This window comes from Sphingomonas sp. S-NIH.Pt3_0716 (assembly GCF_003950715.1).
In the GTDB taxonomy this organism is placed as follows: Bacteria; Pseudomonadota; Alphaproteobacteria; order Sphingomonadales; family Sphingomonadaceae; genus Sphingobium; species Sphingobium yanoikuyae_A.
The window spans coordinates 149,237-168,326 of sequence record NZ_QLJK01000006.1 but is presented as its reverse complement, the minus strand read 5'-3'; the positions used below and the strand labels follow the sequence as shown (position 1 = coordinate 168,326).

General features: G+C 65.0%; 13 protein-coding genes. 4 read left to right on the top strand and 9 right to left on the bottom strand.

Translation table 11 applies throughout. The features are described 5' to 3' along the window. Positions 1-5: 5 nt before the first annotated feature. From BRX37_RS06750 to BRX37_RS06725, 6 genes are all read right to left on the bottom strand, one after another. Positions 6-1,241 (bottom strand): MFS transporter, encoded by a 1,236-nt coding sequence (locus BRX37_RS06750; RefSeq protein ID WP_037521939.1) that lies wholly within the window; start codon positions 1,239-1,241, stop codon positions 6-8. Then, the gene (locus BRX37_RS06745; RefSeq protein WP_318276621.1) at positions 1,238-2,188 is read right to left on the bottom strand and encodes a 2-dehydro-3-deoxygalactonokinase; all 951 of its coding nucleotides are present in this window, start codon (positions 2,186-2,188) and stop codon (positions 1,238-1,240) included. The genes BRX37_RS06750 and BRX37_RS06745 overlap by 4 nt, the downstream gene beginning before the upstream one ends. A 7-nt stretch (positions 2,189-2,195) precedes the next feature. Next, the gene (locus BRX37_RS06740; protein WP_318276620.1) at positions 2,196-4,841 is read right to left on the bottom strand and encodes a TonB-dependent receptor; all 2,646 of its coding nucleotides are present in this window, start codon (positions 4,839-4,841) and stop codon (positions 2,196-2,198) included. A gap of 169 nt (positions 4,842-5,010) precedes the next feature. Further along, positions 5,011-5,733: an IclR family transcriptional regulator gene (locus BRX37_RS06735; RefSeq protein WP_004207194.1), complete on the bottom strand. Its 723-nt coding sequence runs from the start codon at positions 5,731-5,733 to the stop codon at positions 5,011-5,013. A gap of 46 nt (positions 5,734-5,779) precedes the next feature. Next, complete coding sequence (locus BRX37_RS06730; RefSeq protein ID WP_125986012.1) at positions 5,780-6,955, bottom strand: mandelate racemase/muconate lactonizing enzyme family protein; 1,176 nt, start codon at positions 6,953-6,955, stop codon at positions 5,780-5,782. A 14-nt stretch (positions 6,956-6,969) separates the two neighbouring features. Then, the gene (locus BRX37_RS06725) at positions 6,970-7,875 is read right to left on the bottom strand and encodes a dihydrodipicolinate synthase family protein (RefSeq protein WP_125986011.1); all 906 of its coding nucleotides are present in this window, start codon (positions 7,873-7,875) and stop codon (positions 6,970-6,972) included. Between the two features lie 136 nt (positions 7,876-8,011). Between BRX37_RS06725 and BRX37_RS06720 the strand changes: the two genes are divergently transcribed. Next, positions 8,012-8,746, top strand: a complete 735-nt coding sequence (locus BRX37_RS06720) for an SDR family NAD(P)-dependent oxidoreductase (protein WP_125986010.1) — start codon at positions 8,012-8,014, stop codon at positions 8,744-8,746. A 57-nt stretch (positions 8,747-8,803) separates the two neighbouring features. Here the strand turns inward: BRX37_RS06720 and mqo are convergent, their stop codons facing one another. From mqo to BRX37_RS06705, 3 genes are all read right to left on the bottom strand, one after another. Beyond that, the gene (gene mqo / locus BRX37_RS06715; protein ID WP_125986009.1) at positions 8,804-10,528 is read right to left on the bottom strand and encodes a malate dehydrogenase (quinone); all 1,725 of its coding nucleotides are present in this window, start codon (positions 10,526-10,528) and stop codon (positions 8,804-8,806) included. 97 nt (positions 10,529-10,625) lie between these two features. After that, a complete protein-coding gene (locus BRX37_RS06710) occupies positions 10,626-12,107 on the bottom strand; it encodes an alginate export family protein (RefSeq protein WP_125986008.1) in 1,482 nt (493 codons plus the stop codon). 12 nt (positions 12,108-12,119) lie between these two features. Further along, positions 12,120-13,460, bottom strand: coding sequence for a dicarboxylate/amino acid:cation symporter (locus tag BRX37_RS06705; protein WP_125986007.1), 1,341 nt, complete (start codon positions 13,458-13,460; stop codon positions 12,120-12,122). 256 nt (positions 13,461-13,716) lie between these two features. On the opposite strand from BRX37_RS06705, the gene BRX37_RS06700 reads away from it, so the two are divergent. The 3 genes from BRX37_RS06700 to BRX37_RS06690 all read left to right on the top strand — a co-directional run bounded on the left by BRX37_RS06700 (position 13,717) and on the right by BRX37_RS06690 (position 19,061). Then, positions 13,717-15,474: a sensor histidine kinase gene (locus BRX37_RS06700; protein ID WP_125986006.1), complete on the top strand. Its 1,758-nt coding sequence runs from the start codon at positions 13,717-13,719 to the stop codon at positions 15,472-15,474. Then, the gene (locus BRX37_RS06695; RefSeq protein ID WP_125986005.1) at positions 15,471-16,787 is read left to right on the top strand and encodes a sigma-54-dependent transcriptional regulator; all 1,317 of its coding nucleotides are present in this window, start codon (positions 15,471-15,473) and stop codon (positions 16,785-16,787) included. The genes BRX37_RS06700 and BRX37_RS06695 overlap by 4 nt, the downstream gene beginning before the upstream one ends. A 153-nt stretch (positions 16,788-16,940) precedes the next feature. Then, positions 16,941-19,061 carry a TonB-dependent receptor gene (locus BRX37_RS06690; protein ID WP_125986004.1) on the top strand — a complete coding sequence of 707 codons (2,121 nt, stop codon included), beginning with the start codon at positions 16,941-16,943 and terminating at the stop codon, positions 19,059-19,061. Positions 19,062-19,090 lie beyond the last annotated feature (29 nt).

Here is a 19,090-nt window from a genome sequence, read left to right as displayed (position 1 = left end):
TGTTGTTATGCGTGGACGAGTTGGCCTTCCCCATTGGATCGGCGCGCACTGCGCAGCGCCAGGAAGGCAAGCAGAAAGGCGATCGGATGAAGCAGCGCCATCAGCAGGAAGCTGCGTTCGAACGCGCCGCCCGCGACAAGCTGGCCGACCAATTGGGTCGAGAGCAGCCCGCCAAGCCCGCTGCCCGCCGCGACCACGCCGAACACGGTGGCGACGATGCGGGTGGGATAGAGATCGACGATCAGCGTGCTGATATTGATCTGGAATACCAGATGGGCGAAGGCCACGGCAGAGGCGAGCGCGAACAGGATCGGCAGGGCCGGATGGCTGGCCGCGATCGCGCCGAGCGGCGCCACCAGCGCAGCCGCACCCATCACGATGATGCGGCTGGTTGCCGGCGCCACACCGCGCGCGATCAACCGGCTGGAGAAGAAGCCCCCGCCGATGCTGCCAAGGTCGGCTGCGAGATAGACGATCCACGCCATGGAGGCGACCGCGATCAGGGTCAGGCCATAGATATCGGTCAGATATTTGGGAAACCAGAAGAGGTAGAAATACCAGACCGGATCGGCGACCGCGCGGGCACCGGCGAGCAGCCAGACCGACCGGTCGCGCAGGATACGGCCCCATAGCGCGCCCTCGCTGATCCGCTCCTCCTTCGGCTCCGGCGCGCTGCGCGGATAGACCATCAGCCAGACGACCAGCCAGACGAGGCCCGCCGCGCCAGTGGCGATGAACGCCGCGCGCCAGCCGAAATGCAGCGCGATGCCGGCGATCAGCGGCGGCGCCAGCGTCGCGCCGATCATCGCGCCGGCCGTATAGATGCCAAGCGCAATGCCGCGTTCCTTGGGCGGAAAATGTTCCGATACCGCCTTGGGGCCGGCGGTGTAGTTGCCGGCCTCCCCCAGCCCCAGCGCGAAGCGCGCCGCGCCCAGCTCCCCTGCCGACCGGACGAAGCCGGTCAACAGGTTCGCCAGCGACCACCAGCCCACGAACAGCGCCAAAGACAGGCGCGTGCCCAGCCAGTCGGTCACCCGGCCGGCCATCAGATAGGCGAAGGTATAGGCAATCAGGAAAGCCTGGACGACGCGCGCATAGGCGATGTCATCCATATGCAGGTCTTGCTGCACCGTCGTCGCCAGGATCGAAAGCGCCTGCCGGTCGAGATAGTTGATCACGGTCGAGGCGAACAGCATCGCCAGGATCGCCCATCTGATCTTGCGGGCCTTCCCCTCAATCATGCGGTGGCGGCCTCCATGCGCGCGGCGATCGCCGACAGGCCGGCCAGCGCTGTGCCGTCGCCCGCCGCCTTCTCAGTCGCGATCCCCAGCCGATCGCAGACCCGGCCATAGAGATCGACCAGCAGTTCCGCGCCGACCAGCACGATGGTGTCCACCGCCATGCCCCGCGCGCGATGGGCGGCGACCGCGTCGCGTATTTCCGCACCGATCATCAATCCGGAAAGGAAGGAGGGCGCGGCGTCGCTGGTCAGTTCCCCCATCAGGATACGGCTGCGCAGCGCGAACAGCCCATGTTCGATCGCCAAGGTCGGATCATCGACCACCAGCCCAGCACCGACATCGAAGGCGGCGATGTCGGTCGACGCGGCGGGGTCATAGGGCTTGGCAAGCGACCGGCCGAGCAGGCCATGTGCGAGCAGCAACTCGCGCATTTCCCCCTGCATCGAGGTGACGAAATCCAGCACCGTCCGTCCCTGTGTCCGCACCCATTTGGCATGGGTGCCCGGCAGGCAGATCAGGCGTTCGGTGTCATCATCCGTCACGCCCGAAAGCCAGCCGAACAGCTGCACTTCCTCGCCCCGCATCACGTCGGGCTGGCCGAAGATGTTGCGGCACGACAGGCCCGGCACGATCGCGATCGGGCATCCCGCCGCCTCGAACCGCAGCAGCGCGCCGGCCATCGCCTCCGGTCCGGCCGGGCAAGGCAGATAGGCCGCCTCGCGCCAACCGATGGTCGACCCGATCATGCCCGACAGCAGCACAGGCATCGGACCATGACGATCGATCCAATCCCCTGCCGCCGCGCGGAAGGCGGTTTCATGATCGGCCACATCCTTGGCGCCCTTGCCACGCACCGTCTCGACCGGGATCAGCCGCCCCTCCTCCACCCGGCACAGGTGGAGGCGCATGTTGCTTGATCCCCAATCGCCCGCGATCAGCATAGTCATCCCGTCCTCAGAACTTGAAGTTGGCGCCGATGGCGAAGCGGCGGCCCTGCTCGGCATAGAGGGCGATCGCTTCGGGCGCGCCGGTATAGCGGATCTGCTTCTCGTTGGTCAGGTTGCCGGCCTCGGCATAGATACCGAAGGCGCCGAAATCATAGCGGATCGATGCGTCGATCGTCTCATAGGGCTTGAAGAAGGAGCCTTCGCCACCCGCCGTCACACTGTCGAGATAGCCCGAGCGATAATTATAGGCGACGCGCAGGCCGAACCCGTCCTTTTCATAATAGCCGACCAGATTGGCATTATGCTTGGACAGCCCTTCCAGCGGCAGGGTAGCGCCGGTGCGGGCATTCACGAACGGCGTGCTGCTGTCGATATAGCTGTAGTTCGCCAGAATGCCGAAGCCACTGGCAAAGCCATCCAGGAAGTTGAACGGCAGCTGCAGCATCACTTCCGCGCCCTTGAGCTTGCCGCCCTCGCCATTGACCTTGCGCGTGACCAGGAATTGCTGGGTCTCGCCCGGCACATCCTCGAAGGTCGAGCGGGTGGTCAGGAAGGAGCCGATATCCTTGTAGAAGAGGCCGACCGTCAGCGCCGATCCCTGGCGGAAATACCATTCCAGCGACACGTCATACTGATCCGCGCGGAAGGGTTTGAGGTTCGGATTGCCGCCGGTCCCGGTATAGACGATGCGGTTGAGCAGCAGGCCGGGGCTCAGATCCTGCGAGTCCGGCAGGCCGACGACCTTGGCCGCACCGACACGGGCCACCAGCTTGTCGGTCAGGTCGAATTTCAGCACCGCGCTCGGCAACCAGTCCTCATAGGAGGGCGAGGCGGTGACCGGCTGGAACGTGCCGTCGGCGCGGCGCAGCGCGGACACCGCATCACGGTCGGTGCGGGTGTAACGCAGGCCGATATTGCCGGAGAAGGGAATGCTGCCCAGGTCGCCCTTCAGATTGAGCTTCACATAGCCCGCCTTGGTGACTTCATCGAGCTTGTAGGAGGCGGTGGGGTCCAGCACGCGCGGCGTGCAACTGCCCAATATCGCCTCGCAGGCGAAGTCCGCGCCGGTGCCGAACGGATTGCCGACCAGATAGGATTGGGCGAAGGGCGCCTTGCCACCGAGCAGATCGGGAAAGCTGCCGACCTCATAGAGCGCCGCATCCCGATCGGTCAGGCGGACCGAGGAGGTGAGCTGTGACAGCAGCGAATTGCGCGCGGTCTTGAGCTTGGCGATACGGCCGCCGACCTCGAAGGAGTCCAGCACGCCGCTTTCGATCGCATAGCGCAGATCTACCCGGCCGGCATATTCCTTCGCATTGGATTCAAAGCGGTTATCGAAGAAGTTGGAATAATTGTAGAGCGACGGATCGAGCAGGTCGACGCCCGACGGCAGGGTCAGTTGCGGCACACCGCCGCCGGTGAAATCGAACGAGGTCAGGTAGGATGCCCGCGTCTGGGTGCGGACATAGGTCTGGTTGTAATTGAGCTGGGCGTCCGAATAGCTGCCCTCTGCCTTGATCGTCCACGGCCCCTTCTCATAACGCAGGTTGAGCGCGCTGGAGAGCGAGTCATCCTTGATCGTCAGCCGCTCGTCATTGCCCTGCAGCGGCCGGCGAACCGTGCCCGCGACCAGCACCTCATTGGGCGAGAAGCTGTAGTCGACATAGTCCGCGCCATTGCTGGTCAGCGCGACGGCGAACCAGTTGCGTCGGCGTTTGGCCTTGCCGGCGGCATAGACGGTGTCCAGCGACAGCTCCAGTTCGTCGGTGGGTCGCCATTGCAACACGACATTGGCGCCAAGCCGCTTGCGGCGTTCGCGCAGCCGCTGGTAGCGAAGGTCGGCGATATAGGTGCCGGCCAGACCGTCGCCATTGGGATCATTGTCGGCCACGCCATCGCCATTGGGGTCGAACGCGCCGGTCAGCGGCAGGAAGCCGGCGAAGCTGTTGAAGCTGTCTTCCTGGATCGGCCGGTCGGATGCAGTCACATTCACGAGCACGCCAAACCGATCATCGAAATTGCGCGAATAGAGCAGCGAACCGCTGACACCCTTACGGTCGAGCATGTCGGCATAGCTGCCCTCGATCCGGCCGGCGACCATCGTGTTCGGCGCGTCGAGCGGCTTGCGGGTGATGATGTTGACCGTGCCGCCCAGCGACCCGTCAATCTGGTCGGCCGACAGCAGCTTGGTGACTTCCAGGCGGCTGATCAGTTCGGCGGGATAAAGCGACAGCGGATTGAAATCGGCATCGGCCGGCACGCCGGGGCCGCGACCGAAGGGGCTGGCCAGCGACCGGCCATTCACCTCGGTCCGGTTCTGACGCAGGCCGCGGATCGACACGCTGGTGCCATCGCCCAGCGAGCGGCGGATCTGCACGCCCGACACGCGCTGGAGCGATTCCGCGATATTCTGGTCGGGCAGCTTGCCGACATCCTCGGCCACGATCGAGTCAACGAAGGTGACAGCCTGGCGCTTGGTCTCGATGCCCTTGCTCAGGCTCTGACGAATGCCGGTGACGACGATATCGGCGACCGCGCCGTCCGCCGCCTGGGCTGGCTGCGGCTCTGCGTTTTCCTGGGCGGCTACGATCGTCGGAAACGCGGCCGTGGTGGCCAGTACCAACAGGCTCGCGCATTTTGCTACCTTGCGCATCTTCATCCCCTCCTGTGCGAGCATTGTGCTTCTGAGAGGGAAATTGTTGCACAATTAGCGACGTGTCAATCCCGAAATCTGAAATTTGTTGCTTCTATATCGATGCAATTGGCCATTTTTGCTAAGAAAAATCGATATAGCGGCATATTTGTATCGCATGAAGCAACACTTACTCCCCGATGCGCTGCGCCGCCTCACGCAGGGCCTCGACCAGCGGCGCCGTCGCCCCCTCGGGAATCCAGCCCGACATGGCGATGCCGGCATGGACCGGATCGCCCATCGACACGGACACGATATGATGGTCGCGCTCATCCGCCACATGGACGCGCGCATAGCCCAGCGCACGAACCTCGCTCAGCTTGGCGAGCAGGCTGTCGATGCCGTCGGGGAACATCGGAATGTCGCGCCCTTCATACAGTTCGCGCACATCGGCATCCTCCAGTTCCGCGAGCAGGGCGATGCCGATGCCGCTGGTCGTCGCCGGCAACAGGCCGATACGGCCCAGGCCGCGCGACGCCTCGATCCCCGGCGGGGCGTGGAAGAGATAGGAGACGCTGTCGTTCCACAGCACGCCCATCGCCACCGTATGGCCGTAGCGGCGCAGCTGCTCCAGCTCCGGCAGGGCGCGACGGATCAGGCCCGACGCGAACAGGCTCTGCGCCGCCAGCACATGCATGCCCGGCCCGGCTGTATATTTGCGGTTCGCAGTCTGTCGCGCGATGCCCAGATAGGCCAGCGTCTTGAGCAGGCGGTTGATCTTGGTCGGATCGGAATCCAGCTGTCGCGCCAGTTCGCGGCAGCCGATCGGCTCGGGCGAGGAAGCGAGCGCCTGAAGCGTGGTGATCCCATCGATCAGGCTCTGGTTGGGCTGGGCGTTGATTTTCGTGCGCATGGCCGTTTCTAGCGTCCGACCATGGCGTTTAGCCAGCCCAGATATCTCATTGCCGCCCCCGCGTTACATGGTTCCAGAAGGCCGCGTTCGGCGCCACCCCCAGCCCCGGTCCTTCGGGCAGGGCAAAGGCGCCGGCCGTGCAGGACAGGCGCCCGTCGAGCAATTGCGCCGAACGCGGCAGGATCGAATGCTGATATTCATGATAGGGCAGGTCGCGCACCGCCGCGGCGGCATGCAGGCTGGCCGCCGCGAAGATGCCGACGCCGATGGTCGCATGCGGCATCACCCGGACATGATGGGCCTCCGCCAGCCGGGCGATGCGCATGAACTGGGTGATGCCGGTATGGCCCATTTCGGGCTGCACGATCGATACCGCGCGCGCTTCCAGTCTTGGCCGGGCGTCGAACACGCTGCGCCATTCCTCGCCCGCGGCGATCGGCGTCGCGACACGGGCGGCGACATCGGCCAGCCCCGCCACATCCTCGGGCTTGACCGGTGCCTCGGCGAAATAAAGGTCATGCGGTTCCAGCCGGCGGATGAGCGCCACCGCCTCAGCCGCCGAATACATCCAGTGCAGGTCGACCATCAGTTTGACGTCCGGGCCGATCGCGGCGCGCAACGCCTTCGCCTCCGTCTCGATCCCGTCAAAGCTGACGACACCGGCAAACTTGATCGCGTCGAACCCCTGGTCGACGAAGCGTTTCGCCAGCGCGCAGCGGGCCTCCAATGTCGGTTCGGGCAGTCCGGAGACATAGGCCGGAATGGTCTCGCGCCGCTGCCCGCCCAGCAAGCGACAGAGCGGCAGGCCGACGGCGCGGGCATGGATATCCCACAGCGCGATGTCGACCGCCGCCATCGCATCCAGCCAGAAACCGCCTTGATAGCCGCGAACCCGCATCAGGTCGTAAAGATCCTCCCAGATCACCTCGACATCATGGGCCGATCGACCGACCAGGATCGGCGCGATGACATCATCGACCAGTTCGTGGATCGCCCCCGGCGCGACCAGGCCATAGGTCTCGCCCCAGCCGACCAGCCCTGATCGGGTGGTGGCGCGCACCACGACCGATCGGTCGACCGTCGGATAGATGGTGCCATTGCGGCGCCGGACGATATAGCCGGCCGCGTTGACTTCCTCGCCCGGCCCCAGCGCGCCCAGATAGGGCACGTCGCGGGGTATGGTGACGGTGAAGACGTCCAGCCGCTCGATCACATCGTCCATCGCGCCCATATCCTTCAGCCCTGCACCACGCCGATTCCGGTCCAATCGTCGATCCGCGCGAGGATGCGGTCAAGCTCGCGCTGGTCGCCCTCGTCCAGTTCCGGGCCGGGCGCGCGGGTGAAGGCGTCGGCGATCAGGCCGCGCCGGCGCAAGACTTCCTTGGTCAGGCGCCAGCGGAACACTGCCTGCATCATCAGCAGCGGCAGCATCCGTTCATAATGGGTGCGCACCGCATCGCCGTCGCCGGCCAGATGGGCGGCCATCAGCGCCACATGCGCCTCGGGCAGTTCGGCCGCCGGCATGGTGCCGATCGCGCCGCGCGCCAGTTCGTCGGTGATGTAGCGGCCACCGGCCCCGCCGAACACGCCCAGCAGATGATCGGGCGCGGCGGCGCGGATCGCACTGATCCGCTGGCCGCACGGCATATTCTCTTCCTTGACCCAGTGGATGGCGGGGACGGCGCCGACCACGGCGATGACATCCTCGGCGCTCAGGCCCGCCCCCATCGGTCGGGGCGCATTTTGCAGCATCAACGGCAGGCCAGCCTCGCCAAGTTTGCGATAATGGGCGGCCAGCGCGTCATTGTCGCCGGCCAGCGCGCCCGGCGTCATCACCATCGCGCCGGCGGCACCCGCCGCCTTGCCCGCACGGATCAGCGCCAGGCTTTCGTCGACGTCCGGGCTGGACCCGCCGATGATGAAGCCGATGCGGCCATCGATGCGCGTGGCGATCCGGGTAATGAGGCCGATCCGCTCGTCGAGCGAGAGCATGTCATATTCGCTGGCGAGGCCCGGAAAGACTGCGCCATCGACACCGCAATCGACGACGAAATCGACAATCGCATCCATGCCGCTATCGTCGATAGCGCCCGACGCATCGAACGGCGTGGGCAGAACCGGATATACGCCACTGACCTTCATGGAACCCCTTCCTCTCCTGTTTCCGCTTCAATTATCGCTCATTTAGCAACACGTCAATCTGAAATTGTCAGAATTATGCCATTGCGAGCGCATCACCAGATGATATGTTGCTTTTATAAATACGAATGGAGAAGATATGCCCCGCCTGTCCGGTAAGATCGCCCTCGTCACCGGTGCCGCCGGCGGCATCGGCGCGGCCATTTGCGTCCGCTTCAAGGCAGAGGGCGCCCATGTCGTCGCGATGGACCGGATCACCCCCGATGCGGGAGACGAGGCATGGATGTGCGACCTGGCGGACGACGCCGGCATCGCGCAGGGCGCGGCTGACCTGCTGGCACGGCTTGGGCCGCCGGACATCATCGTCCATGCCGGTGCCGCGACCGAACAGGCGGGCATCTTCGCCTCCTCGCCCCAGGCCTTCAATACGGTCTATGACGTGAATGTCGGTGGCGCAGTCCGCCTGGTGCAGGCCTTCGCTCCCGCCATGCAGGGCGCAGGCCGCGGCAATTTCGTCTTCATTTCCTCGATCAATGCCCGCATGGGCGCGCCCAGCCTGGCCGCCTATGCCGCATCAAAGGGCGGCCTCGAAACCTTCATGAAGGGCTTTGCGCTGGAAGTCGCAGCCGACGGTCTGCGCGCCAATTGCGTCGCCCCGGCCTCGATCGACACGGCAATGCTGCGCGCCTCCTTCGACCAACAGCCCGATCCGGCCGCCGCGCTGGCCGCCAATATCCTGCGCCATCCACTCGGCCGGCTCGGCACGGTCGAGGATGTCGCCAACCTGGTGCTGTTCCTTGCGTCCGATGAAGCCGCCTGGATCACCGGCGGCGTGTTCCCGGTGGATGGCGGCGCCGGCATCACCCGCCGATAGGCTGAGGGACAGGGAACAGGCTGGCGATCGCGCGCCAGCCCCTCCCCTGTCCGGTCGTTACAGCGCCTGCTGTTCCGAATTGAGGTTGCGCTTCGCCGGCAATTTGGCGCCGGCATCGGGCATCGCACCATTCAGGCCCGCCGGCACCTCTATATAGGGCAGGCCCAGCGTCTGGCTGGTCATGCGGCGGATGCGGTTGGTGAGGTCCGGGCTGGCGTTGAGCTTCTGCCCATAGGAGGGCACCATCGCCGCCACCTTGGGCTTCCAGTTGGTCGCCATCTGCTGCGGGAAGGCACGACGCATGACTTCGAGCATGATCGCCGGCGAGGTCGAGGCCCCAGGCGAAGCGCCCAGCAGTGCGGCGATGCTGGCATCCTTATCGGTGACGATTTCGGTCCCGAACTGCAGCACCGTGCCCTTCTTGGTATCATATTTGATCACCTGCACGCGCTGACCCGCGGTAATCAGCTTCCAGTCGCCGCGCTTGGCATTGGGATAATATTTGACCAGTTCGGCCTGGCGCTGGGCATCGGTCAGCGTCGCCTGCTGCGCCAGATAGCGGACCAGATCCAGATTTTCCGCGCCGACCTTCATCATGCCGCCGACATTATTCTTGTAGATGGAAGCGAACAGATCGAGCGACGAGCCATTTTTCAGGAATTTCGTGCTCTGCAGCGCGAAGGGACCGAACAGGGTCACCGACTTGCCATCAAGCTTGCGCGCATCGAGATGCGGCACCGACATGGGCGGCGATCCAGCCTCCGCCTTGCCATAGACCTTCACATTGTGACGGCTGGTCGCGGCCGGGCCCTCGAACGCCAGAAACTGGCCGCCGACCGGGAAGCCGGCATAGTTTTTCGATTCCGGAATGCCCGACATCTGCAACAGTTTGAGCGAGGCCCCGCCCGCGCCGATGAAGACGAACTTCGCCTTCACCACGGCGTCGCTGTTCTTCTTGAGGTCATGGACGGTGACGTTCCACGTCTTGTCCGCATTCTGATGCAGGCCGCGCACCTCATGGCCAAGCTGCAGGTTGAAATTGGGATTGCGGGTCAGCGCATGGGTCAGTTGGGTGGTGATGACACCGAAATTGACGTCGGTGCCGAGCGGCATGAACGTCGCCGCCACCTTCTGCTTCGGGTCGCGCCCTTCCATCACCAGCGGCGCCCAGCGGCGGATCTGTGCGGGATCCTGCGAATATTGCATGCCGTAGAAGAGCGGGTTCTTGACCAGCGCATCGCGGCGCTTGTGCAGATAGGCGATGTTATCGTCGCCCCAGACGAAGCTCATATGCGGCGTCGCGTTGATGAAGTCGGTCGGCTTGGGCAGGCGGCCCTGCTTGACCTCATGCGACCAGAACTGGCGCGAAATCTCGAACTGCTCGGCGATATCGACGGCCTTTTCGGTCGCGATCGATCCGTCATCCTTTTCCGGCGTATAATTCAGCTCGGCAAAGCCCGAATGGCCGGTGCCCGCATTGTTCCAGCCATTGGAGCTTTCCTGCGCGACCTTGTCCATCCGCTCATAGATGTCGATCCGCCAGTCCGGCTCCATCTCCTGGAGATAGGTGGCCAGTGTCACGCCCATGATGCCGCCGCCGATCACCAGCACATCGACCGGCTGGTCATTGCCGGCCGCCTTGCCAGCGGGCGAGGCCATGGGACGGAACAGGAATGCGGTGGCGGCGATCGCCGGCACCAGGAGGAGGATGGCGAGGGTAAGGAGGATCTTCTTGAACAGGGGCCGGCGGCGCGATGCCGCCGGACTGGAGGAGGATATCATGATCGTGGGTTCCAAATCTGCGTGGAAAGGGGCCGGGCGGCCGGATGCGCGTTCGCCAATCTTGTCCGTCAGGTCATGCGCACCACCCCATCCACCTTCAGAAACGGAAGCTCAGCCAGCCGGCCAGATAATCGCTGTTGCCATAGCCGGCGCGGCTGAGCACCGGGCCTGCATCCAGATGCTCGTAGCGCCCGACAAAGGACAGGCGCGGCGTGATCGACCATGTGATCTGTGCGCGGATGGATTCACCGATCTTGTGGCCGGGGACCGATTGGGTGCCGGCGAAGATCGACTTGTTGGCGCGATAGACCGCATCATTTTCATCGGCGCGCCAGGCGAACTGATATTCCATCGTCGCCTTCACCCTCTTGAACGGCGACAGGGTCAGGCTGGGCGCCAGCGTCTTGAGGTTGGTCGGCGTCATGCACAGCTGGTAGCTGTAATAGATATTATTGCCGAAGGGGGCATAGGCGGCCTTCAGCGTGCCACCCTCGAACGTGCCGCCGCCGCTGGCATAATCGGCGTGGAAGCCGATGCGCGGCCCCATCGGCAGGTCGCCCGGCAGCTTGTAGCTCTGATTGAAGAAGAGCTGCCAGGCGCTGATGTCGCGCCCGTCGAAATCGCCGAACTGGTGGTTGACGGTCCAGTCGAGATTGACCGGGCCAACCTCCCCCCACAGACGCGCGCCGGCATAGAAGCGCTCGACCCGGCCGGTCACGCCGCCCCACAGCGCTTCGCTGGTGCGCAACCGCCAGAAGAAGGGATCGAGATAGAGCTCCGACCCGCCCAGCGCCTTTTCGGGAATCCGGATTCCGGCGGTGAAGCCGGAGAAGCGCCGCCCTTGCTCGACCTTGTTATCGTCGATGCCGCCATTGCCCAAAGCCGTCGGCTTGAAATCAAAGGCGTCGATGCGCAGCGATCCCGTCCGTGCCCAGGCCCGCACGCCGTTCAGCGCATAGCGGATTGTGTTGTTGTCGCGCTGCGACGTCAGCAGATTGGGGCCGTCGGTAAATTCCTGACGCCCATAGCGCAGGCCCAGATCCATGCCGGCAACCCGCCCCTTCAGTTCGGCAAAGGACTGGAGCAGCACCAGATCATTGCGCAGCGATCCCGACGGCGTGCCGATATTGTCACCGGACATGCCGCCATGGGCGATTTCGCCATAGAAGCGCAGATGTGGCCCGACATGCAGGTCGGCGCCACCGACCAGCCGGTTGATGTCCTGCCGCTGGCTGCCGGCGTTCCGCAGGTTGAGGTTGGTTGTGTAATTGACCCGCACCCGCGCTTCGCCGCTGAGCGTCAGATAGATGTCGCCATCATCGTCAAGCGGCAGATATTTGAGGCGATCGAACAGGTCATCGCGCTGCTGCGGATCAGCCTTGCTGCGCCAGTCCTCCGCCCAGCGCGACAGGGCATAACCGCCCGATACTGATCCTTCGCCGACGGCATCGGCGGGATAGAGGCTGGCGGGTTCAGCGGGCATGTCGTCGGCCCATGCCGGCGTGGCGAGCAGGGTGGCAAGGGTGAGAGCGGAGACGGCGATGGGGCGGCGCGTGGCCGCGCAGGAGAAACGAACCATGATGGCTGCGCCTCATTCAGCCGGAACGGCGCTGGCGAGCGCCGGAACCGCCGGGGACGGCACCCCGCCCTCGCCCCGCATCGCGGCCTGCAACTGCGCCCGGTCCAGCTTCCCTTCCCAGCGCGAGACCACGACCGTCGCCACCGCATTGCCGATGAAGTTGGTCAGGCTGCGGCATTCGCTCATGAAGCGGTCGACGCCCAGGATCAGAGCCATGCCAGCGACCGGCACGGAGGGGGCGATCGAGAGGGTCGCCGCCAGCGTGATGAAACCCGCGCCGGTCACGCCCGCCGCCCCCTTGGACGAGAGCATGGCCACGCCCAGCAACAGGATCTGGTCGCCGATCGACAGATCAACACCGGTGGCCTGCGCAATGAACAGCGCGGCCAGCGTCATGTAGATATTGGTGCCGTCGAGGTTGAAGCTGTAACCGGTCGGCACGACCAGTCCGACGATCGACTTGGGACAGCCCGCACGCTCCATCTTCTCGATCAGGGCCGGAAGCGCGCTTTCCGACGAGGAGGTGCCCAGCACCAGCAGCAATTCGGTCTTCAGGTAACGGATCAGGCCGAAGATAGAGAAACCGGCGGCACGCGCGATCAGGCCCAGGATCACGACCACGAACAGCGCCGAGGTAAGGTAGAAGGTGCCGACCAGGAAGGCGAGATTGGCGAGCGTGCCGACGCCATATTTGCCGATGGTGAAGGCCATGGCGCCGAAGGCACCGCCGGGCGCGGCCTTCATGACGATCGCGACCAGCTTGAACACGGCGGTCGAGACATCTTCGAGCAGGTCGAGCACGCGCGCGCCGCGATCGCCGATCAGTGCCAGTGCGACCCCGAACAGGATCGCAACGAACAGCACCTGAAGGATATTGCCGCTGACGAAGGCGGACAGGAAACTGTCGGGGATGATGCCTGTCAGAAAGCCGGTCAGCGTGCTGTCATGCGCCTTTTGCGCATATTCGCTGACCTTGCTGGCGTCGAGCGTGGCGGGATCGATGTTGAGGCCAGCGCCCGGCCGCACCACATTGGCGACGATCATGCCGACGACCAGCGCCAGGGTGGAGAAGAAGAGGAAATAGGCGAAGGCCTTGCCCGCGACCCGGCCGACGCTGGCAATGTCGCGCATGCCGGCAATGCCGGTGACGATCGTCAGGAAGATGACCGGGGCGATGACCATCTTCACCGCCTTGATGAAGGCGTCGCCGACCGGCTTCATCGCCTCCCCCAGATGCGGCGCGAAATGGCCGAGCGCCACGCCGGCGACGATCGCCAGCAGCACCTGCGCATAGAGATGAAGATACCAGGGACGCCGGGCGACCGGCATGTCGGAGAAATCGGAAATCTGCATGACAGTTGTCTTTCTGGCCCTCGCCAAAAGCCTTCCCGCCTTCTTGGTTGGGCGGGTCGGGAATTGAGGAGGCCAGTATCGAGCCGTCAGCCACGCGCGACAAATTGTAGGAGGAATGATATTAAGTCGTTATAGTTCAATATGTTGCCAAAATTTCTACGTTAACCGACAGCTTGCCTAGTGCATATATTTGCCCACCAATTTCATGACATGTGCAGAAATTTGCACATAGTCGGCCGACGCGATATGCAGGGCTATGGACGGCGCCCGCTTCCCGAATCGCATCCTGTGGATCGCCCTGTTCCTGGGCGTGGCTAGCGGCCTGCTCTGGCTGTCGGGCGAGGTTGCCGAGCGCAATGCCATTGCCCGGCTGAGCGCGGAGACGCGCGGCGCCGCAATCCTGCGCCAGGCCTATCTCAAGAGCGAGATCGAGCGGTTCCGGCTGCTGCCCATCGCCCTGTCCGACGACAGCGACCTGGTCGCGGGCCTCACCGGATCGCAGACCGCGCTACGGGCGCTGGACCGCAAGCTGCAGGCGCTTGTCCGCACCACCGGCGCGGCGCAAATCTATGTGCTCGACGCATCCGGGCGCACCGTCGCATCGAGCAACTGGGGCAGCGAGCGCAGCTTCGTTGGCCAGGACTATTCCTTCCGCAACTATTTCAAGCTCGCCGCCGCCCATGGATCGGGCGCGCAATTCGCCCTCGGCACGATCAGCGAGCGGCCCGGCATGTATCTGTCGCGGCGATCGCGCGGCGGCGGCTATGTCGTGGTGAAGCTGGAATTTGACGGGATCGAGCAGCAATGGGCGCGGCTCGGTGAGATCACCTTCATCACCAGCCGCGAGGGCATCATCCTCATCACCAGCTGCCCCGACTGGCGCTTCACCACCATCCATCCGCTCTCGGCGCAGGCCAAGCAGCGCTTTCGCGCCGAATTGCAGTCCGGCCGCGGCTCGCTGCTGCCGGTGCCGCTCAGGGGCATGGGCGATGCCGATGGCCGGCAGATCGTCAGCCCCGCCGACGAACCGCGTCGCCGCCTGCTGTGGCAATCGGTCGCGGCCGGCGAGCCGGGCTGGCAGCTCAACATGCTGACGCCGCTGCATGGCGTGGAGAGCTTCGTGCGCACGGTGCGGCTGGCGACCCTGTTGCTGCTGCTGTTGCTCGCCGGTGGCATCTGGATATTGCGCGAGCGCGGCCATCGTCGCGCCGAACGGGCCGCCATGGCCGCCGCCCGCACCAGCGAACTGGAGGCGATGGTCACCGCCCGCACCCGTGAACTGCGTCGCGAGATCGAAGAACGTGCCGCCAGCGAAACGCGCGCCGACACCCTCCGCGAAGGGTTACGCCAGGCCAATCGCCTGGCGTCGCTGGGCCAGATCACCGCCGGCATCGCCCATGAAACCGCCCAGCCAGTCGCCGCGATCCGCAGCTATGCCGCCAATGGCCGGCTGCTGATCGAGCGCGGCGATGCCGAGGCGGCGGCCGAGAATATGGCGGCGATCGAACGGCTGACCGACCGGATCGGCAAGGTCACCGCCGAACTGCGCGGTTTTTCGCGCAAGGCGACCGGCGCGATCGATGCCATTCCGCTTGCCGGGCCGATCGAGGGCAGTGTGCTGATCCTCAAATCGCGGCTGGCGCGGGTCGACCTGCACCTGCCCGACCTGCCGGACGACCTGCGCGTGATGGCCGACACGATCCGGCTGGAACAGGTGCTGGTCAATCTGCTGCAAAATGCGCTGGAAGCGCTGGAGGGCGTGGCCGCGCCAACCATCCGCCTCTCGGTCGCGCTCGATGCGGAGACGGTGCTGCTGTCGGTGATCGACAATGGGCCGGGCATCGATCCGTCGGTGCAGGGCCAGCTTTTCACCCCCTTCGTCACCAGCCGCCCATCGGGTCTCGGGCTCGGCCTCGTCATCGCCAGCGACATCATAGCTGACATGGGCGGGTCGCTGCGCCTGCTGCCCAGCGAGGCCGGCGCCCATTTCCAGCTGAGTTTGAAACGCGCATGACCGACATGCCCCCGCGTCCGATCGCCCTGGTCGACGACGATGATGATTTGCGCGCTGCCATGGCGCAGACGCTGACGCTGGCGGGCCATGAGGTGCGCGCCTTCGCCCGCGCCGCCGACGCGCTGGCGGCGATCGATGCGGATTTTCCCGGCGTCGTGGTCAGCGACGTGCGGATGCCGCACATATCGGGTATCGATCTGTTCCGGGCGCTCCATGCCCGTGATGCGGAACTGCCCGTTATCCTGGTCACCGGCCATGGCGATGTGCCGATGGCGGTGGATGCGCTGAAGGCCGGCGCCTGGGACTTCCTCACCAAGCCGTTCAATCCCGACGCCCTGGTCGCATCGGTCGCGCGGGCGAGCGAGAAGAGGCTGCTGGTGATCGAGAATCGTCGCCTGCGCGCGATGGTCGATACCGCCGTCGCCTCCCCGCTGATCGGCCATTCCCCGGCGATCGAGCGGCTGCGTGACATGGTGGCGACACTGGCCGACACCAATATCGACATTTTGGTCGAGGGCGAGACCGGCACCGGCAAGGAACTGGTCGCCCGCATGATCCATCAGCGCAGCCGCCGCGCCAGCGCCCAGTTCGTCAGCATCGCCTGCGCCGCCGTGCCCGATGCGATTGCGGAGACCAGCCTGCATGGCGAAAGCCTGGCCGGGCGCGCGCCGCTTGAAGGGCGGCTGGCCCGCGCGCATCAGGGCACCTTGTTCCTCGACGATGTCGACCAGGCGGGACCGGCGCTGCAGGCGCATCTGATCCAGTTTCTGGAGGATCGGCTGGTTCGCCCGGTCGGCGCGCGCGAACCCCAGCCGGTGGACCTGCGCGTGATCGGCTGCATGACGCAACAGGGCCAGACGGCGGCGATCCAGCCGGCTTTGCTCTATCGGCTGGCGGCGGTGCGGCTGCATATCCCGCCGCTGCGCGAACGGCGCGAGGATATTCCGCTGATCTTCGCCCATCTGCTCGATGCCGCCGCCCGTCGCTTTCGCCGCGCGGTGCCGCCGGTCAGCCGCGCGGTGCTGGCTCATCTGCTGGACCATGACTGGCCCGGCAATGTCCATGAACTGGGACGGCTGGCCGAACGGCTGGCGCTGGGTCTGGAGCAGGAACCCGCCAGCGACAGCGCGACGCTGCCGCTCGACGTGCGCATGGATGCGTTCGAGCGCATGGCGATCATCGAGGCGATCCAGGCGACCGGCGGCGACATGGGCCAGGCGATCGAGCGCCTCGGCCTGCCGCGCAAGACCTTCTATTATCGGGTCCGACGGCTGGGCATCGACCTGCGGAAACTGCGCGGGCTGGATGGATAGATAGGGCTTCGGCCACATGACAGAAATGTAATGTTTGATATGTTGTAACATCATGGACATGTTTTTACAGAGGCGGGGCAGCCTCCAGCGCGACCGAGCAGGGCGTGGAGGTCAGAATAATGTCGCTCCATCCACCTCGGGGGATCCAAGTCCATGCAATTCCAGTTTCTCGCCGGCTGCGCGCTTGCCGTTCTCGGCATTTCGACGGTCGCCCATGCGCAAACCGCATCGGATGACGCCGCCGACGGCTATCATCAGGCCACCCGTTCCGACATCATCGTCACCGGCATATTGCCGACCCGACGCCAGGACATGCTGTCCAGCGTCGCCGTGGTCGAGGGCAGGGATCTGACCCAGGCTATCCGCCCGTCGATCGGCGAGACGCTGGAACATCAGCCGGGCGTATCCGCCACCTCCTTCGGCCCCAGCGCCTCGCGCCCGGTATTGCGCGGCCTGCAGGGTGAACGCGTCAAGATGCTGACCAACAGCCTATCGACCGTCGACGTGTCCAACACCTCGGTCGATCATGCCGTCGTCGTCAATCCGCTGCTCGCCGAGCGGATCGAGGTGCTGCGCGGTCCGCAGTCGCTGCTCTACGGATCGTCGGCGATCGGCGGCGTCGTCAACGTCATCGACAAGCGTATCCCCACGGCCATCCCGGATGAGCCGGTCCATGTCGATGCGATTGGCACCTATGGTTCGGCCGCGGACGAGCGTTCGGGCGCGGCCTCGGTCGATGTCCCGCTGTCGGGCGGTTGGGTTGCCCATGCCGATGGCAGCTATCTCAAGAGCGACGATGTCCGCATCGGCGGCCATGCGCTGACGCCAGCACTGCGTGCCGAAGCGCTGGCATCGAGCCTGCTCCCCGCCGAACCGGCGGAAGAAGGCGAGGAAGCGATCGACTTTGCCGGCAATGCCGCGGTCAAGGGCAAGCTGCCCAATTCGGCGGCCAAGACCTGGACCGCCGGCGGGGGCATCGCCTATATCGGCGACACCGGCAATATCGGTATTTCCTACGACCATTATGACAGCCTCTATGGCGTGCCGATCCGCTTCGCGACCCAGCCGGGCGACGAGCAGGAAGCCCCGCGCCTCAGCATGAAGCAGGACAGCGTCAACCTGCGCGCCGAAGTGAATGGCGACGGCAATGTGCTGGACAAGGTTTCGCTGCGCCTGGGCTATGCCGACTATACCCATGCCGAACTGGAAGAAGACGGCTCGGTCGGCACCGCCTTCTTCAGCAAGGGCATGGAAGCCAGGCTGGAACTGACCCAGACCAAGCATGGCGCCTGGCGCGGCGCGACCGGCGTGCAACTGTTCAACCGCGACTTCAACGTGATCGGCGAGGAAGCCTTCCTGCCGAAAAACTCGACCACGCAGGTCGGCGTCTTCACCCTGCAGCAGCTCGATTATGGCGCACTCAAATTCGAGCTTGGCGGCCGCTACGAACATACCAGCCTGACCGCCAATCCGCTTGAGGATCAGGAGCAGTTCTTCGCCGGCAAGCGCAGCTTCGACGCCTTCTCCGGCTCGGTCGGCGCCTCCTATGGCCTGACCGACAGCTGGCGCATCGGCCTCAACCTGTCGCACACCGAACGCGCGCCGGCGGCTGAAGAATTGTTCGCCAACGGTCCCCATGCCGGCACCCAGGCCTATGAGGTCGGCAATCCCGACTTCAATCTGGAAAAGGCCAACAGCGTCGAGGCGATCCTGCGCGGCAGCGGCGACAATTACAGCTTCGAGGCGTCGGCCTATCACACCTGGTTCTCGAACTTCATCCATGAGGATCTGACCGGCGAGGAAGAAGATGGCCTGCCCGTCTATGCGTTCAACCAGGCGGACGCCCGCTATTATGGCTTCGAGGTGCAGGGATCGCTGACCCTGGCCAAGCTGGGCGACGGCAAGATCGTCGCTGATGGCCTGGCCGACTATGTCCATGCCAATGTGAAGAGCGTCGGGCCGGCGCCGCGCATTCCCCCGCTCCGTCTGCTCGGTGGCCTGGCCTATCAGGCGACCAAGTTCGACCTGCGCGGCGAAGTCGAGCGTGTCAGCAAGCAGGACCGGGTCGCCGAGTTCGAGACCACGACGCCCGGCTACACCATGGTCAATGCCGAGCTGAATGTTCGTCCCTGGGGCAAGGAGCGTCCGCTCAGCTTCGCCCTGTCGGCCAACAACATCTTCGATGTGGTCGCTCGCCGGGCCTCGTCCTTCCTCAAGGACTATGCCCCGCTCACCGGCCGCGACATCCGCGTGACCGCGCGGGTCAGCTTCTGATTTGGAAGAACCGGGGCGGGTCGACCGCC

Bases quoted from the DNA above. Each gene is read 5' to 3' on its own strand.
- BRX37_RS06735 (WP_004207194.1), bottom strand. From the start codon at position 5,733: ATGCGCACGAAAATCAACGCCCAGCCCAACCAGAGCCTGATCGATGGG.
- BRX37_RS06725 (WP_125986011.1), bottom strand. From the start codon at position 7,875: ATGAAGGTCAGTGGCGTATATCCGGTTCTGCCCACGCCGTTCGATGCG.
- BRX37_RS06730 (WP_125986012.1), bottom strand. From the start codon at position 6,955: ATGGACGATGTGATCGAGCGGCTGGACGTCTTCACCGTCACCATACCC.
- BRX37_RS06710 (WP_125986008.1), bottom strand. From the start codon at position 12,107: ATGGTTCGTTTCTCCTGCGCGGCCACGCGCCGCCCCATCGCCGTCTCC.
- BRX37_RS06720 (WP_125986010.1), top strand. From the start codon at position 8,012: ATGCCCCGCCTGTCCGGTAAGATCGCCCTCGTCACCGGTGCCGCCGGC.
- BRX37_RS06700 (WP_125986006.1), top strand. From the start codon at position 13,717: ATGGACGGCGCCCGCTTCCCGAATCGCATCCTGTGGATCGCCCTGTTC.
- BRX37_RS06740 (WP_318276620.1), bottom strand. From the start codon at position 4,841: ATGCGCAAGGTAGCAAAATGCGCGAGCCTGTTGGTACTGGCCACCACG.
- mqo (WP_125986009.1), bottom strand. From the start codon at position 10,528: ATGATATCCTCCTCCAGTCCGGCGGCATCGCGCCGCCGGCCCCTGTTC.
- BRX37_RS06750 (WP_037521939.1), bottom strand. From the start codon at position 1,241: ATGATTGAGGGGAAGGCCCGCAAGATCAGATGGGCGATCCTGGCGATG.
- BRX37_RS06695 (WP_125986005.1), top strand. From the start codon at position 15,471: ATGACCGACATGCCCCCGCGTCCGATCGCCCTGGTCGACGACGATGAT.
- BRX37_RS06745 (WP_318276621.1), bottom strand. From the start codon at position 2,188: ATGACTATGCTGATCGCGGGCGATTGGGGATCAAGCAACATGCGCCTC.
- BRX37_RS06705 (WP_125986007.1), bottom strand. From the start codon at position 13,460: ATGCAGATTTCCGATTTCTCCGACATGCCGGTCGCCCGGCGTCCCTGG.
- BRX37_RS06690 (WP_125986004.1), top strand. From the start codon at position 16,941: ATGCAATTCCAGTTTCTCGCCGGCTGCGCGCTTGCCGTTCTCGGCATT.